The following is a 16,107-nucleotide window of genomic DNA, read 5'->3' as shown; positions in this document are numbered from 1 at the left end:
TCGCGGGCTCGGACGTCGACGTCTACGTGACCTCCGACCTCCGCCACCACCGCGCGGCGGAGTTCGTGGAGGCCGGCGGCCCTGCGCTCATCGATGTAGCCCACTGGGCAGCGGAGTGGACGTGGCTTCCGGTGGTCAGCGGCAAGCTGCAGGCGGCGTTGGGCGATACGGTGGAGACCCGCGTCAGCGCGATCCGCACGGATCCGTGGACTGCGCGGATCTGAGCTTCCCTCTCACAACTCAAACCCTGCAGGAGATTCCGGTGAAGGCCGACCCCGCCATCCAGGCCCAGCTTCTCGACGTCGCTGACCTCGACGCCCGCATCTCGCAGCTGACGCACCAGCTGAAGACGCTCCCCGAGATCGCCGAGCTCGCGACGCTCGCGGCGGAGGAGTCGGAGCGCACCAACCGGATGCGCGACGCGAAGATCCGCGTCGACGACCTGACCAAGGAGCAGAAGAAGGCGGACGCCGACGTCGAGCAGGTCAAGGCCCGCCGCGAGCGCGACCGGAGCCGGCTCGAGCAGGGCCTGATCACCGATCCCAAGCAGATCCAGGCGATGTCGCACGAGCTGGAGTCCCTCGAACGCCGCATCGGCGTCCTCGAGGACGAGGAGCTCGAGGTCATGGAGATGCTCGAGGCCGCTCAGATGGAGCTCACCAAGGCCGAGGCGGCTGTGGGTGAGTCGGTCGAGCAGCGCGAAGTGCTCGAGGCCCGCCGCCTGGAGAAGTCCGTCTCCGTCGAGCGCGAGCTCGATGGTGCGCAGCGTCGCCGTGCGGAGGCTGTCGTCGGTGTCGACGCGCCGCTGCTCGCCCTGTACGACCGGCTCCACGCGTCGCGCGGCATCGGCGCGGGCGCGCTGCGGGCCCGCACCTGCGGGGGCTGCCAGCTGACCCTCAACCCGGGCGACCTCGCCGAGCTGGCCAAGGCGCCGCTCGACGAGGTGCTGCGGTGCCCCGAGTGCGAGCGGATCCTGGTCCGCACCTCCGAGTCGGGCATCTGAGCGTGACCCAGGGGCAGACTGCCGGGCTCGACGGCTCGACCTCGTCCGCGCCGTCGCGCGGCTGGGGCCGTCCCGGCATGGCCCCGACCCGCATCGTCCTGGTCCGCCACGGCGAGACCGACCACACCACGGACAAGCGGTTCTCCGGCGGTCTGGCCTCGGCGAACCCGCCGCTCAACGAGCTCGGCCGCCGGCACGTGTGGGAGACGGCCGAGTGGCTCGCGACCGTCGGCGAGCAGGTCGACGTCGTCCTGTCCTCACCGGTACGCCGCACCCTGGAATCGGCGGAGATCGTCGCCGAGGTGCTCGGTCAGCGCGAGGTGCTGGTCGACGACGGCTTCGCCGAGATGGAGTTCGGCACCTGGGACGGGATGACCTTCCTGGAGGTCGCCGAGAAGTTCCCGGACGAGCTGAAGGCATGGTTCGGGGACCTCGACCACGCCCCGGGCGGGGGAGAGTCGTTCCGGACCGTGCAGGCACGCGTGCTCGCCGGTCTGGAGCGCGTCATCGAGGCCCACGCCGGCAAGACGGTCGTGCTGGTCAGCCACGTCACGCCGATCAAGACGCTGGTCGCCCAGGCGCTGGGCGCGCCCCTCGAGGCGCTCTACCGGATGGAGCTGCAGCCGGCGTCCGTCACGGTGCTGAGCTGGTTCCTCGGCGGGTCGGAGGGCGATGAGCTGATGGCCTCGATGCGGGTGTTCAACGCCACGCCCGGTGCGCACTGGGACGGCGCCTTCCCCCTCTGACGCCGGGAGGGCGGCGCGGGCGCGCGCCAAACTGTCAGATTGACAGTTTCGCCTGACGTGACACTTCCGTCCTGTCACGTGCTGCCAAAGTGTCAGATTGACAGTTTGGCAGCAGCACGAACGACGAAGGCCGCGCCCCCGGTGGGAGCGCGGCCTTCGTGTGCGGTCGGTATTACTCGGCGGCGGGAGCCGCAGCAGCGGCGCCCTGACCACCGGTGCCCGAGGGGCGACGGCGACGACGGTTGCGATTGCGGTTGGCCGACGGAGCCGCGGCCTCGCCCTCGGCAGCCGGCGTCGTGGCCGGTGCGGTGGCGGGGGCGGTCGTGCCGCCCTCGACCTTCTCGCCGCTGCGGGTACGCGTGCGGTTGCGGTTGCGGTTGCCCGCCGGACGGTCGCCGGAGCGCTCGCCCGCGGCGGAGCCACCGCGGCCGCCACCCTCGGTACGCGGCTTGCGCTCGACGGGCGCGGCAGCCTTGATGCGACCCTTCGTGCCCTCCGGGATGCCCTGGTCGTGGAAGAGGTGCGGCGAGGTGGAGTAGGTCTCCACCGGCTCGTCGAACGGCAGGTCGAGCTCCTTGTTGTGGAGCTTCCAGCGCTGCAGGTCGGCCCAGTCGACGAACGTGATCGCGGTGCCCGTGGCGCCGGCGCGACCGGTGCGGCCGATGCGGTGCACGTAGGTCTTGTGGTCCTCGGGGCAGGTGTAGTTGATGACGTGCGAGACGCCGCGGACGTCGATGCCGCGGGCGGCGACGTCGGTGGCGACGAGGATCTTGACCTTGTCCTCGCGGAACTTGTCCATCGCCTTCTCGCGGGCCACCTGCGCCATGTCGCCGTGCAGCGGCGAGGCGTTGAAACCACGCTCGGTGAGGTCGTCGGCGACACGCTGCGCCTGGCGCTTGGTGCGGGTGAAGACGACGACCTTGTCGACGTCGTCGGCCTGCAGGACGCGACCGATGATCTCCGGCTTGTCGAGGTCGTGGACCTGGTAGACGTACTGCGCGGTCGCCGGCACGGTCTGCTCGTCGGCGGCGGACTCGGCGCGGATGTTCATCGGGTGGCGCATGTGCATGCGGGCCAGGGTGATGATCGCGGACGGCATGGTGGCCGAGAAGAGCATCGTCTGGCGGGTCTCCGGGGTGCCGCGAAGCAGGCGCTCCACGTCGGGGAGGAAGCCGAGGTCGAGCATCTCGTCGGCCTCGTCGAGGACGAGCGCCTTGACGTGGGAGATGTCGAGGGCGCGCTTGTTCATCAGGTCGATGAGGCGGCCCGGGGTGCCGACGACGACGTCGACGCCGGACTGGAGGGCCTCGAGCTGGCCGTCGTAGCCCACGCCGCCGTAGACGGTGAGGACGCGGACACCGCGGTCGGAGCCGGCGAGCTCGAGGTCGTTGGAGACCTGGAGCGCGAGCTCACGGGTCGGAGCGACGACGAGCGCCTGCGGCTTGCCCTGCGCCATGCCGGCGTACGCCGGGTCGTCGACCGTCACGACGCGCTGGATGATCGGGATGCCGAACGCCAGGGTCTTGCCGGTGCCCGTGCGGGCCTGGCCGATCAGGTCGGTGCCCATCAGGGCGACCGAGAGGGTCATCTCCTGGATCGGGAAGGGCTCGATGATGTTCTTGCGCTCAAGGGCGTCACAGATCTCGGGCAGCACGCCGAGGTCGCGGAAAGTGGTCACGGTTTTCAGTTCTTCCGGTTGGGAGGTCGAGCGGCCGACTCCATTACCGGGTCAACCGCGCACATACGTGCGTGAGTCTACCGACAACGCCGACGCCCCCTGCATCGTCGGATGCAGGGGGCGTCGGGGACTGCTGAATGCGTGAGTGTCAGGCCCGCTTGCGGCCGGTGATACCGGCTGCGATGACGACCAGGACAGCAGCGACGACAACCTGCCAGAGGTGGCGCCACCAGTCGACGCCGTTCGTGCAGTTGTTCATGTCGGAGCAGTTGAAGATCGCGGCGTAGACATAGCTACCGATGAACATGCCGCCGATGCCGCAGACGACCGTCAGCCAGAGCGGGATGTTGTCACGGCCGCCCGGGGCAACGAGCTTGCCGAGGACGCCGAGGATGGTGCCGCCTACAAGCGCCGCGATGATGGTCCCGATCATTGAACGATCCTTTCGCCGGGGACTCGCCCCCGTTGGCGAGCCCTGCTGCCCGTCACATTGCCCTCATGTGGCTGAGGATGCAACGGCTTGCGACAGCGTGGCGTCAGCGACGCACCGGCTTGCTCAGGAGCGGAAGCCGACGTGCCCCGCGACGCCGCCACCGAAGTCGACGTACGCCAGGGTCGCGACCGGAACGACAACGCGGCGGCCCTTGCCGTCGGTGAGCGACAGGATGCCGCCGTCGGCGATCGCGTCGTTGACCAGCTTCTCGACCGCAGCCGCCGTCTCGGTGGTCTCGATGATGACCTCGCGAACGACGTTCTGGATACCGATCTTGACCTCCATGAGGTCCTCCTTCATCTGTGCTGCGTGAGCTGGTCTGCGTGTGGGGGTGTGTCAGTGGAGCGGGTAGCCGCCGATGCCGCGCCAGGCGAGGCCGGAGACGAGGGCGGTGGCCTGCTCGCGGGAGAGCGAGCCGGGGTCGTTGAGCCAGTAGCGGGCGCTGACCTGGCCCATGCCGACGAGGCCGACGGCGAGCAGGTGCGCGGCCTCGGCGGGGAGCCCGGTGTCCTCGGCGATGACCTCGGTGATGGCGGCCGCGCACTCGGTGGTGACACGCTCGACCTGCTCACGGACGGCCGGCTCGCTGGTCAGGTCGGACTCGAAGACCAGACGGAAGGCGCCGGTGTCGGCGGCGACGTAGTCGTAGAAGGCGGCCATGGTGCCGGCGACGCGGAGCTTGTTGTCCTGCGTGGAACGCAGCGCCTCGCGGGTGCGTTCGATGATCGCGTCGCAGGCGGACTCGAGGAGCGCGAGGTAGAGCTCGAGCTTGCCCGGGAAGTGCTGGTAGAGCACCGGCTTGGAGACGCCGGCCCGCGCGGCGATGTCGTCCATGGCGGCGGCGTGGTAGCCCTGCGCCGCGAAGACCTCGAGCGCCGAGTCCAGCAGCTGGGCCCGACGGGCATGACGCGGAAGCCGACCACCTCGGGGACGCATGTCCTCGATCTCCTCAGCCGTCACGACGACCCTCCCGTTCCCACGTTGTTGCTGCAGCCTACAAGCCGCGTGAGTGCGACGACGCAGGAGACGGGCGGGTCGTCCGGATGTGTGTCCGGCGGATCAGACCGCCGGGTTCTGGACCAGGACGGTGAGCGAGTCACCGCTCTGGCTCATCACCCTCGCCGAGACCCCCGAGCCCGGCAGCTTCGTCGAGCCCTGCGGGTTGGTCGGGTCGTAGTAGGCGTCCTCGCCGCTGTCCTTGAACGTCGAGATGCCTGCGTTGGCCGGCGCGCAGGCCGCGAGGGTCTGCACCTCGCCGCTCACGAGCTTCTGCTTGTGCAGGCAGGTCTCCGGCACCGGGGTCAGTCCGAACGTCGCGTCGAATGGCTGGCGACGGTTGCTCGGCTTGGTGCCGTCCGGGAATCGGAAGGCCTTGGGGTGGGCGTCGACCGGCAGCACCGCACCGTGGCCGGGCGCCGCGGAGGTGTTGTTGTTGGCGTAGGACAGGTCGACGTACCAGACCAGCATGCCTGGCTGGTCCTTGAAGAACTCGACCCAGTTCGGCCGGGTGACGCCCTCGGAGAAGTTGTACGGGCCCTCGGCCTGGGTCTTGTCGTAGCCGACGTACTGGCGGTTCTCGAGCCAGAAGTACTGCGGGCTCACCTTGCTGTCGGTGCCGGTCGACGCCGTCCAGCCCTTGACCGTCCAGCCGTTGTCGCCGCTCTCCGCGCCGTCGGTCAGGACGTTGGTGCCGTCAACAGCGACCGAGATCGTGTCGAGGAATGCGCCTGCCTCGTTGACGCCACCGTCCGTGGCGTACCGGAACCGGAAGAGGGTCGGCTGGCCGCCGGCCTGGTACGTCGCCGAGAGGGTCGTCCAGTCACTCGAGCCGGTCACGGGCGTGGCGGCGTCGTGCCAGGTCGCGCCGCCGTCCGTGGAGTACTCGGCGAACAGGTAGTCGTAGTCCTGCTCGATCTGGTACCAGGCCTGGGCCGAGACCGTCACCGTCTGACCGGCGGGGACCGACCGGGTCAGCGTCTGGTTGAGATTGTCGTCGCGACCGCTCCACCAGGCGTGCGTGCCCTCCGGGGGCGTGGTGTACGTCGTTGTGGTCTCCTTGTCGGGAAGGTTCACCTTGACGGCCTGGTCGCTCTCGTTCTTGGGCGTGGCGGGGTTGTCGTACTGGTGCTGCGACGGGCCGAGCTTGAAGCGGCCGGACTGTCCCGAGTTGACCGTCGAGTAGTCCAGCCAGCCGAGCTCCGCCTTCTCCTCGGGGCCCATCAGGCCCGGCGTCGTGCCGATGCCATCGGTGCCGCCGTGGTTGAGCCAGGAGCCGCCGCTCATCAGGGTCCAGAACGCCGTGGAGTTGTCGCCGCCCGCGGTGTCGTAGTAGTCGGGCAGGCCCAGGTCGTGGCCGAACTCGTGGGCGAAGACACCGAGGCCACCGTTCTCCGGCTCGACGGTGTAGTCACCGATCCACAGGCCCGTGTCACCGATCTGGGTGCCGCCGAGCAGGTTGCCCTGCGGGCCGGAGCGGCCGTAGCCCGTCGCGACGTACCAGCGGTGGGACCAGATGGCGTCCTCGCCGAGGGCGCCGCCACCCGCCTCCTCACCCTGGCCCGAGTGGATCGCCTGGAAGTGGTCGATGTAGCCGTCGGGCTCGTTGAAGTTGCCGTCGTTGTCGTGGTCGTAACGGTCCCACTGGTCGAACTGGGCCAGGTAGCTCTTGATGTCGGCGTCGCTCTTGCCGGCGGCCTTCTGCTGCGCATACCAGGAGTTGCCGGTGTCGGCGATGAACTGCCAGGCCCGCTTGTCGTCGTCGTTGGCGCCGTACGACGCGGCGGTGCCGGGCACGTCGACCCAGTCCTCGGTGGTCAGCGAGACGTCGTACTTTCCGGCGGAGAGCTGCTTGTAGTAATCGTGGAACGAGTCGCCGCTGCCCATGAACATGTCGTCGTAGTGCGCCTTGTTGTAGTCAGGCACCCACGTCGTGGAGTTGTCCTTGGTGCGGTCAGGCGCCGCGATGTTGTTGTGCGGGAAGTCGCTGAACTGGCCCAGGAAGGTCAGGATCTTGTCGGTCCGGTTGACCGGGAACTCGTAATACGTGCTCGCGCCGTTGCCCTTCTTGAGCTGGAGCGTCGCACCGCCGCCCTTGCGCGCCTTCGGGGTACCTCCGTTGCGGAGCGTGGCGAGCGCCTTGGCGCGCAGCTTGTCCTGCTTCTTCGTGAGCGGACCGGGACGGTTGTCGTTCTGCTGCGACGAGGCGGCGGGTGCGCCGCTCGAGGTGTCGGAGCCGGTGGTGGCGTGGGCTGCCGGGACGATCGCGGCGCTCAGCACGAGCGCTGTGGTCCCGGCCAGCAGACCTGGAGCGAACTTCTTCACGTGTGTGCCTTCCGAGGTGTTTGTCCGCCCCCGTCAGGCAAGGCGGGAGCAGCGGCGGGTTGCGCCTGCTGCGACTTTGGTCTGGGTCGCCTGTACTGTCCAGACATCTGCTGGTTGCGATTCGGTCACGGGACCGGCGCTCGCGGACCGTGGGGAACAATGGGTCCGTACGACGTGTTGGCCACATCCGCACGTCGCTGACGTTTTTTCGACCCGAGGAGCCTTGCGTGTCCATCCCCGCACTCGTGGAGCCGGCAGCTGAGCTGACCGTCGACGAGGTCCGCCGCTACAGCCGTCACCTGATCATCCCGGACGTCGGCATGATCGGTCAGAAGCGCCTGAAGAACGCCAAGGTCCTCGTGATCGGCGCGGGCGGCCTCGGCTCCCCGGCGCTCATGTACCTCGCGGCCGCCGGCGTCGGCACGATCGGCATCGTCGAGTTCGACGAGGTCGACGAGTCGAACCTGCAGCGCCAGATCATCCACGGCCAGTCCGACGTCGGCCGCCCGAAGGCGACCTCGGCTGCCGAGTCGGTCGCCGAGATCAACCCGCTGGTCAACGTCATCGTCCACGCCGAGCGTCTCGACAACGACAACGTCAACGAGATCTTCACGGGCTACGACCTGATCGTCGACGGCACCGACAACTTCGCGACGCGCTACATGGTCAACGACGCGGCGTACTTCCTGGGCATCCCGTACGTCTGGGGCTCGATCTACCGCTTCGACGGCCAGGCCTCCGTGTACGCCGCCGGCCTGCGCAACTCCGACGACCCGGTGATGCGCGAGGCTGCGGCCGAGGCGCCCTGCTACCGCTGCCTCTACCCCGAGCCGCCGCCGCCGGGCATGGTCCCGTCGTGCGCCGAGGGCGGCGTCCTGGGCGTGCTCTGCGCGAGCATCGGCTCGATCCAGGTCAACGAGGCCATCAAGATGCTGACCGGCATGGGCGACCCGCTCGTCGGCAAGCTGATGATCTACGACGCGCTCGAGATGGAGTACCGCAAGCTCAAGGTCCGTCGCGACCCGAACTGCGCGCTCTGCGGCGACAACGCCACGGTCACCGAGCTGATCGACTACGAGTCGTTCTGTGGTGCGGTCTCCGAGGAGGCGGCCGACGCTGCTGCCGGCTCGACGATCTCGGTCCACCAGCTCAAGCAGTGGATCGACGACCGCGACGACTTCGAGCTGATCGACGTGCGCGAGCAGGTCGAGTGGGACATCAACCGGATCCCCGGTGCCGTCCTGATCCCGAAGGGTGACTTCCTCAACGGCTCCGCGCTGGAGAAGATCCCGTCGGTCGACTCGGGCAAGCAGATCGTCCTGCACTGCAAGTCGGGCGTCCGCTCGGCCGAGGTGCTCGCGATCCTCAAGGGCGCGGGCTACTCCGACGCCGTGCACGTCGGCGGTGGCGTCGTGGCCTGGGTCAACCAGATCGACCCGTCGCAGCCGTCGTACTGATCGAGGACTGCAGCAAAGAACGCCGCGGAGGCGCGGCACGAGGGGTACTTTCTCCTCGTGCCGCGCCTTCGTCGTTTTGTCCTCCCTGTCCTGTTCGCCCTTGTTGCCTCCGGGGCGCAGGTGGGCGCGGCGGACGGCGCGTCGCGGTGGGCTCCGTCGTCGACGGCGGCGATCCATCCCGGCGTGCAGATGTTCACCGGCGATGCGCAGTGCACGGCGAACTTCGTCTTCACCGACGACGCGCACCGCGTCTATGTCGGCTACGCCGCCCACTGCGCGGGCACCGGCGACTCCAACGACATCAACGGCTGCACCACCCGCAGCCTGGCCATGGGCACCCCCGTCACCTTCGGCACCGGCGCGGGGCTCCTGACCTCGGGCACCACGACCGGTAGCGGGCGGCTGGTCTACAGCTCGTGGCACACGATGCAGGCCCGCCACGAGAAGAGTGCGATTCGCTGCGCCTACAACGACTTCGCGCTGGTCCGGGTCGACGCCGCCTCGGTCGGCAAGGTCAACCCGTCCATGCCGAAGACCGGTGGGCCCGTCGGCCTCGACACCGACGGCGTACCGGTCGGCAGCACGCTCTACACGTACGGCGCATCGAGCATGAAGCTCGGCGGCAACGGGTCGGCCCGCACCGCGCGCAAGACCGCGACCGAGGGAAGCGGCTGGGAGCACGTCGTACGCGGCGGCACCGGCATCCCGGGCGACTCCGGGTCGGGCTACCTCGGGCCGGACGGCCGGGCGGTCGGCGTCCTCTCCACGCTTGCCTTCGGGCTGTCGGGCACTAGCAACGGCGTCGGCGACCTGAGCCGCGAGCTCGCGTACGCCCAGGCGCACGCGGGGATCAGCGGCCTCCGCCTGGTCCCGGGCACGGTGCGTTTCCACACCTCGTGACGGCCTGCGCCGACGGATCTGTCGGTCGTGTCTGACAGGGTTGGTCCCGTGCTCGACACCGCGCCCACCTACCGTCTCGTGCCGCCGTCCACCGGTGGCCCGACGGTGCTGCTCGATGCGGCGCAGCAGCGCGTCGTCGACCACGCGAGCGGTCCGCTGCTCGTGCTCGCCGGCCCGGGCACGGGCAAGACCACCACACTCGTCGAAGCGATCGCGACGCGCATCGAGCGCGACGGCGTGCGGCCCGAGGCGATCCTGGCGCTGACCTTTTCGCGCAAGGCCGCCGAGCAGCTGCGTGACCGGGTGACGGCGCGCATCGGGCGCACGACGACCGCGACGATGTGCTCGACGTTCCACTCCTTCGCGTACGGCCTGATCCGGGCGTATGCCCCCAAGGAGCTCTACGACGCACCGCTGCGCCTGCTCTCCGCGCCCGAGCAGGACGTGGTCCTGCGCGAGCTGCTGGCCGACCACCCCGAGTCGGTGCAGTGGCCCGACGCGCTGCGCCGGGCGCTCGGCACGCGGGGCTTCGCCCGCGAGGTGCACGCGGTGCTCGGCAGGGCGCGCGAGAAGGGGCTCTCGCCCGACGAGCTCAGCGCGCTGGGCCGCGACCATGACCTGCCGGCGTTCGTCGCGGCAGGCGCCTTCCTCGAGCAGTACCTGACGATCCTCGACGCGCAGGGAGCGACCGACTACGCCGACCTGATCCGACGGGCTGCCCTCGAGGCACAGGCCCATCGCGCGGAGCTGCGTGAGCGCTTCACGCACGTCTTCGTCGACGAGTACCAGGACACCGACCCGGGCCAGGTCGCACTCCTGCAGGCGATCGCGGGTGACGGGCGGTCGCTGACCGTCGTCGGCGATCCGCACCAGTCGATCTACGCCTTCCGCGGTGCCGAGGTGCGAGGGATCCTCGAGTTCCCGACCGCCTTCCCGCAGGCTGATGGCTCGCCCGCGGAGGTGGTCGCGCTGGCCACGACGCGGCGCTTCGGCCCACGGCTCCTGCGAGCGAGCCAGGCGGTTGCCAGCCGGCTGTCGTTGCAGGGCACGATTCCGATGGAGGCACGCGAGGCCTTCCTCGCGCCGCGGGCCGTCGCGGGACCTTTCGGCGACGGTCTGGTCGAGGTCCGCACCTACGACACCGAGCGGGCGGAGGCCGAGCACCTCGCCGACCTGCTGCGGCGGGCACACCTCGAGGACGGCATCGGCTGGGACGAGATGGCCGTCCTGGTCCGCTCCGGCCGGTCCTCGATTCCTGCCCTGCGGCGTTCGCTCGCAGCCGCTGGCGTGCCGGTCGAGGTCGCCTCCGACGACCTCCCGCTCGTGCGTGACCCTGCGGTCCTCCCGCTGCTCGACGCGCTCCGTGCCGTCGTCCATCTCGACGACCAGGACCCCGAGTCGGTGGAGCACGTCGGCGCGGCGCGGGCGGAGGCCCTGCTGACCGGCCCGCTCGGTGGGCTCGACGCCGGTGATGCGCGTCGGCTCGCTCGCGTGCTGCGGGCCCGGGAGAAGGCGCTCGCAGCCGAGGCGGGCGTGCCGGCGCGACCCTCGCGCGAGCTGATCCGCCTCGCGGTCGTCGAGCCCGGCTTCCTCGTGGGGCTCACCGGGCCTGAGGCGACGCGCGCGCGTGCCCTGTCCGAGCTCCTGGTGGCCGCTCGGGCACAGACGGTTGCCGGCGCCACTGCCGAAGAGGTCCTCTGGACCCTGTGGGACGGCACGGGCTGGTCGGCCCGCCTGCGCCGCGGCGTCGAGGTGGGCGGCGGCTCGGCGCGCCGGGCACACCGCGACCTCGACGCGATCTGCGCCCTCTTCGAGGCGGCGGCCCGGGTCGAGGAGCAGCGCGACCACACCGGCGTCGCGACGTTCCTGGCGACCCTGGTTGCGCAGGAGCTTCCCGGCGACACGATGGCCGAGCGGGGCGTCCGCGGCGCCGCAGTGCGGCTGCTGACCGCCCACCGGTCGAAGGGCCTCGAGTGGCGCCTCGTCGTCGTGGCGCACGTCCAGGAGGACGGGTGGCCCGATCTGCGGCGCCGGTCGTCGCTGCTCGGCGCTGACCTGATCGGCGCGGACGCCTCGGGCGCTCCTGTGCTGCAGCCACCGGTCACGACCCGTGAGCTGCTCATGGAGGAGCGCCGGCTCTTCTACGTCGCCTGCACCCGTGCCCAGGAGCGGCTCGTCGTCACTGCGGTGAAGTCCAGCGACGACGACGGCGACCAGCCGTCCCGCTTCCTCTCTGATCTCTTCCCGCTCGACGTGGTCCGCGAGCGACGCGACAGCCTGCCGATCCACCACCTCGCGGGGCGGCCCCGGCGCCCGCTGTCGCTGGGCGGACTGGTTGCCGAGCTGCGTCGCACGGTCACTGATCCCGATCTGGCCGAGCCTCTTCGCGAGGCCGCTGCACGGCGCCTCGCGCGGCTCGCCGGCGACGGCATCGTGATCGCGGACCCGTCGAGCTGGTGGGGCACCCGGGCTGCGTCGTTCAGCGAGCAGCCGCTGCGGGCCACCGAGGAGCCCGTGCCGGTCTCGGCGAGCATGCTCGAGAGCATCCTGACCTGCCCGATGGCCTGGTTCCTCGAGCGTGAGGCGGGCGGTGCCGGAGCCGCTCACCAGTCCGCCAACCTGGGCCAGCTCGTGCATGCCGTCGCGGAGCGGGTGGCGACCGGTGACCTGGCGCCGGACCTCGGCGTTCTCATGGAGCACGTCGACGCGGTCTGGGGCCGGCTCGCGTTCCGCACGCCGTGGTCGTCGGCGCGCGAGCACGAGCGGGTCCGCGGCGCCCTGGTGAAGTTCCTGGCATGGCACTCCGGCAACCCGCGTGAGCTGCTGGGCACCGAGGCCCGTTTCTCCGCCGAGGTCGAGATCGCCGAGGGGGAGCGCGTCCGGCTGACCGGCTACGCCGACCGTCTCGAGCTCGACGCCGCAGGCCGGGTGGTCGTCGTCGACCTCAAGACCGGCCGCAGTAAGCCGACCGGCCCGGCGGTCGAGCGGCACACCCAGCTCGCGCTCTACCAGTACGCCGTCGACGCAGGCGCGATCGAGGGCGTCACCGCCGGCTCGGGCGGCGCCGAGCTGCTGCAGCTCGGTCTCGAGGACGGCCTGCCCGAGGCACAGGTGCAGCGCCAGACGCAGCACTCTGCTGACGGCCCGGAGCGGGCGCGTCTGCGTGACCAGCTCGCGCTCGCCGCCTCGCTGGTCCGCGCCGAGGAGTTTCCTGCGGTGATCGGCCCGCACTGCGAGCGGTGCGCGTTCACCGCGATCTGCCCGGCGAAGTCCGCAGGATCGGTGGTGACCCAGTGATGTCGATCGAGTCTCCCGAGGACCTCCAGCGCCTCATGCGCACCGACTACGCACCCAGCGCACAGCAGTGGCAGGCCATCTCGGCGCCGCTGGAGCCCGCCGTGGTCATCGCCGGTGCCGGATCGGGCAAGACCACGCTGATGGCGGCGCGCGTCGTCTACCTCGTCGCGTCCGGGCAGGTCCGGCGAGAGGAGGTGCTCGGCCTGACCTTCACCACCAAGGCCGCCGCGGAGCTCCGGGTCCGGATCCGCGAGGCACTCGAGCGGGCGGGCGTGATGGAGCCGAGCATTGGCGATGACGGTGAGCCGGAGGACGTGCTCGAGCCGACCGTCGCGACGTACAACGCCTATGCCTCGACGCTTCTCAGCGACCACGGGCTCCGGATCGGTCACGAGCCGGACACCCGGGTGATCACCGACGCCGCGCGCTACCAGCTCGGTGCACGCGTGGTCGACCGCTACACCGGCGACGTGCGGCTCCTGTCCGATCACCCGCCGACCGTCATCCAGGGTCTCCTCGCGCTGGACGGAGCCATGACCGAGCACCTCGTCAGCCCGGACGACGTGCGCCGCGTCGACGCACGTGCGCGCGAGGGATTCGGCGAGGCACACGCTCGGGCGAGCGCCGAGCTGGCGGACGGCAAGCGGGTCAAGACGCACGTCGATGCGCTGGCCGGGGTGCTCAACGTGATCGAACGTCGCGAGGAGATGCTCGGCCTCGTCGCGTCGTACCGGCGGCTCAAGCGCGACCTGGGCCTGATGGACTTCGCCGACCAGATCGAGTTCGGGGCGCGTCTCGCGGTCGAGCAGCCCGAGGTCGGCGAGATCGAGCGGGCGCGCTTCAAGGTGGTGCTCCTCGACGAGTACCAGGACACCTCCGTCGCGCAGGCGATCATGCTGAGCCGGATCTTCGGCGACGCCCACCCGGTGACCGCCGTCGGCGACCCCAACCAGGCCATCTACGGGTGGCGTGGCGCGTCCGTCTCCAACATCCTCAACTTCGCCGAGGCCTTCCCGGCGATCACCGGACCCTCCGGTGTCGCGGTGCACCCACTGACGGTCAACCGTCGGTCCGAGCGCCGGATCCTCGACGTCGCCAACGGCCTGGCGCAGCCGCTGCTCGAGAAGTTCGACCAGGTCGCACCGCTGGAGGCTCCGGAGAGCGCTGGCGACGGAGTGGTCGAGGCGCGCACCTTCGTGACGTACGCCGACGAGCTGGCGTGGCTCGCCACCGAGGTCGCCGCCGCCCACACGGGGGAGCGGCACGGGCTCTGGTCCGACATCGGCGTGCTGGTCCGTGACAACGCCCATGCGGCGGATGTCTTCGACGCGCTGACGACGGCCGGTGTCCCGGTGGAGATCGTCGGCCTCTCCGGCCTCCTGCGCCTGCCGGAGGTCGCGGAGATCGTGGCGACCCTCCACCTGCTCCACGACGTCACCGCCAACGCCGCTCTGCTCACGCTGCTCACCGGCCCGCGGTGGGCCATCGGTGCGCGCGACCTCAAGCTGCTCGGCCAGCGCGCGTCGGAGATTGCGGGGCGCGGCGGCCGCCAGGTTGCCGGTGGCATCGACGAGCAGCTGACCCAGATCGCCGACGGCGTCGACCCTGCCGAGGTCGCCTCGCTGGGCGATGCGCTCGACGATCCCGGCGAGCTGGCCTACAGCGTCGAGGCGCGGGAGCGGTTCGCGCTGCTCTCCGCCGAGCTCCGCGTGCTGCGGATGCACGCCAGCGACCCGCTGCTCGACGTCGTACGCCGGATCATCGACGCCTCAGGGGTCGACGTGGAGCTCGCGGCGGCCGTGAGCCCCGCCGCTGCCGCGCGGCGCGACAACCTCGATCTCTTCGTGAAGGCGGTTGCCGATTTCCAGGCGGTCGACGGCGACGTCTCGCTTGCCGCGCTGCTGGCCTACCTCACCGCGGAGGACGACCAGGGCAACGGCCTCGACGTCGCGACGCCGACCGAGGCCGACTCGGTCAAGCTGCTGACCGTCCACCGCTCCAAGGGCCTCGAGTGGGCCACCGTCTTCTGCGTGGGCGTCTGCGAGACCCGCTTCCCGTCCAACCGCTCCCGCACGCTGTGGACCTCCTCGCCGTCGGTGCTCCCCGCTGAGCTCCGTGGCGATGCGATCGACCAGCCGATGCTGGACGGCTGGGACAAGAAGGCGCTGGACACCTATCGCGAGGCCACCCGGGCGCACGGGGCGGAGGAGGAGCTCCGACTCGGCTACGTCGCCTTCACCCGCGCGGCCCGCCGCTTGGTGGTGAGCTCCTACCAATGGGGCACCCGCAAGACGGCGTACGGCCCGTCGGCGTACCAGCGGGTGGTGCGTGACGCGCTGGTCGCGTGGGGGCTCCCGCCGGAGGGCTGGCTGGACGTGCCTGCCAAGGGTGAGACCAACCCCCTCGACGAGATCGACCCGAGCGTCTCGTGGCCGTTGACCGGCGTCGGCCGCGAGGCACAGCTGCGCCGGGAGGCGGCCGCCCGCGTCCGCTCCGTCGACCTGACCTCGCCGGAGGAGGAGCTCGACCTCGTGCACGCATCGGTCGTCCAGGAGTGGGACGCCGAGCTCGAGCGGCTGATCGCGGAGGCGCATGCGGAGCGGTCGACCGAGATCTCCGTCCCGATGCCGTCGTCGCTGTCGGCGACCTCGCTGAGCAGGATGCGCGACGACGTCACCGCGTTCGCGCGCGACCTGGCGAGGCCGATGCCCCGCAAGCCGTCCGCTGCTGCCCGCTTCGGCACGCGCTTCCACGCGTGGGTGGAGGCGCGTTTCGGCCAGCAGCAGCTGATCGGCCTCGACGAGCTGCCGGGGGCGGGCGACGCCGAGATCGACGAGGCCGAGCTCCGGGAGCTGGTCGCTGCCTTCGAAGCAGGGGAGTTCGCCGAGCGTGTGCCGCTCGCGGTCGAGCCGCCGTTCGCGCTGGTCCTCGACGGTCAGGTCGTGCGCGGCCGGATCGACGCGGTCTACGCCGAGCCCGACGGTGGCTACCTCGTCGTCGACTGGAAGACCAGCAAAACCGAGACGGCAGACCCGCTCCAGCTGGCCGTCTACCGGCTCGCGTGGGCGGAGCTCACGGGGGTGCCGCTGGAGAGCGTCCGAGCGGCGTTCCACTACGTCCGGACCGGACGCACGGTCGTGCACGACGACCTGCCCGGTCGAGGTCAGCTCGAGGCGCTGCTCCGGCCGTGACCGGTGCTGCCATGATCGACA

At 70.6% G+C, this 16,107-nt stretch carries 12 protein-coding genes; 7 read left to right on the top strand and 5 right to left on the bottom strand.

Annotation, left to right across the window (positions count from 1 at the left end; all coding sequences use genetic code 11):
• The 3 genes from EPD65_RS01375 to EPD65_RS01365 form a co-directional block, all read left to right on the top strand.
• The coding region (locus tag EPD65_RS01375) for a Nif3-like dinuclear metal center hexameric protein (protein WP_207891365.1) at positions 1-224 on the top strand (224 nt) is incomplete at its 5' end.
• Positions 225-262: 38 nt separating this feature from the next.
• On the top strand, positions 263-1,003 hold the full coding sequence (locus tag EPD65_RS01370) for a zinc ribbon domain-containing protein (RefSeq protein ID WP_243640376.1): 741 nt from the start codon (positions 263-265) through the stop codon (positions 1,001-1,003).
• A 2-nt stretch (positions 1,004-1,005) separates the two neighbouring features.
• Positions 1,006-1,749, top strand: a complete 744-nt coding sequence (locus EPD65_RS01365) for a histidine phosphatase family protein (RefSeq protein WP_243640375.1) — start codon at positions 1,006-1,008, stop codon at positions 1,747-1,749.
• Positions 1,750-1,921: 172 nt separating this feature from the next.
• On the opposite strand, the gene EPD65_RS01360 is transcribed toward EPD65_RS01365, so the two are convergent.
• From EPD65_RS01360 to EPD65_RS01335, 5 genes are all read right to left on the bottom strand, one after another.
• Positions 1,922-3,337, bottom strand: coding sequence for a DEAD/DEAH box helicase (locus tag EPD65_RS01360; protein ID WP_131581175.1), 1,416 nt, complete (start codon positions 3,335-3,337; stop codon positions 1,922-1,924).
• Between the two features lie 238 nt (positions 3,338-3,575).
• Positions 3,576-3,860, bottom strand: a complete 285-nt coding sequence (locus tag EPD65_RS01350) for a hypothetical protein (protein ID WP_131581171.1) — start codon at positions 3,858-3,860, stop codon at positions 3,576-3,578.
• 123 nt (positions 3,861-3,983) lie between these two features.
• Complete coding sequence (locus EPD65_RS01345; RefSeq protein WP_243640373.1) at positions 3,984-4,220, bottom strand: DUF3107 domain-containing protein; 237 nt, start codon at positions 4,218-4,220, stop codon at positions 3,984-3,986.
• Between the two features lie 36 nt (positions 4,221-4,256).
• Complete coding sequence (locus EPD65_RS01340) at positions 4,257-4,856, bottom strand: TetR/AcrR family transcriptional regulator (protein WP_131581220.1); 600 nt, start codon at positions 4,854-4,856, stop codon at positions 4,257-4,259.
• 123 nt (positions 4,857-4,979) lie between these two features.
• Entirely contained in the window at positions 4,980-7,241 is a 2,262-nt protein-coding gene (locus tag EPD65_RS01335; protein WP_131581169.1) for an immune inhibitor A domain-containing protein, read from the bottom strand.
• Positions 7,242-7,468: 227 nt separating this feature from the next.
• On the opposite strand from EPD65_RS01335, the gene moeZ reads away from it, so the two are divergent.
• Genes moeZ through EPD65_RS01315 form a run of 4 tightly spaced genes read left to right on the top strand, consistent with a single transcriptional unit; the run spans position 7,469 to position 16,086 of the window.
• On the top strand, positions 7,469-8,698 hold the full coding sequence (moeZ, locus tag EPD65_RS01330) for an adenylyltransferase/sulfurtransferase MoeZ (protein WP_131581167.1): 1,230 nt from the start codon (positions 7,469-7,471) through the stop codon (positions 8,696-8,698).
• Between the two features lie 57 nt (positions 8,699-8,755).
• Positions 8,756-9,598 (top strand): hypothetical protein, encoded by an 843-nt coding sequence (locus EPD65_RS01325; protein WP_207891364.1) that lies wholly within the window; start codon positions 8,756-8,758, stop codon positions 9,596-9,598.
• A 48-nt stretch (positions 9,599-9,646) separates the two neighbouring features.
• Positions 9,647-12,895, top strand: a complete 3,249-nt coding sequence (locus EPD65_RS01320) for an ATP-dependent helicase (protein WP_243640372.1) — start codon at positions 9,647-9,649, stop codon at positions 12,893-12,895.
• Complete coding sequence (locus EPD65_RS01315; RefSeq protein WP_131581165.1) at positions 12,895-16,086, top strand: ATP-dependent helicase; 3,192 nt, start codon at positions 12,895-12,897, stop codon at positions 16,084-16,086. The genes EPD65_RS01320 and EPD65_RS01315 overlap by 1 nt, the downstream gene beginning before the upstream one ends.
• Positions 16,087-16,107 lie beyond the last annotated feature (21 nt).

The organism is Nocardioides jejuensis (assembly GCF_004337475.1).
In the GTDB taxonomy this organism is placed as follows: domain Bacteria; phylum Actinomycetota; class Actinomycetes; order Propionibacteriales; family Nocardioidaceae; genus Nocardioides; species Nocardioides jejuensis.
Note: the sequence above shows the minus strand (reverse complement) of the source record. Positions and strands in the feature narration are given on the sequence as shown.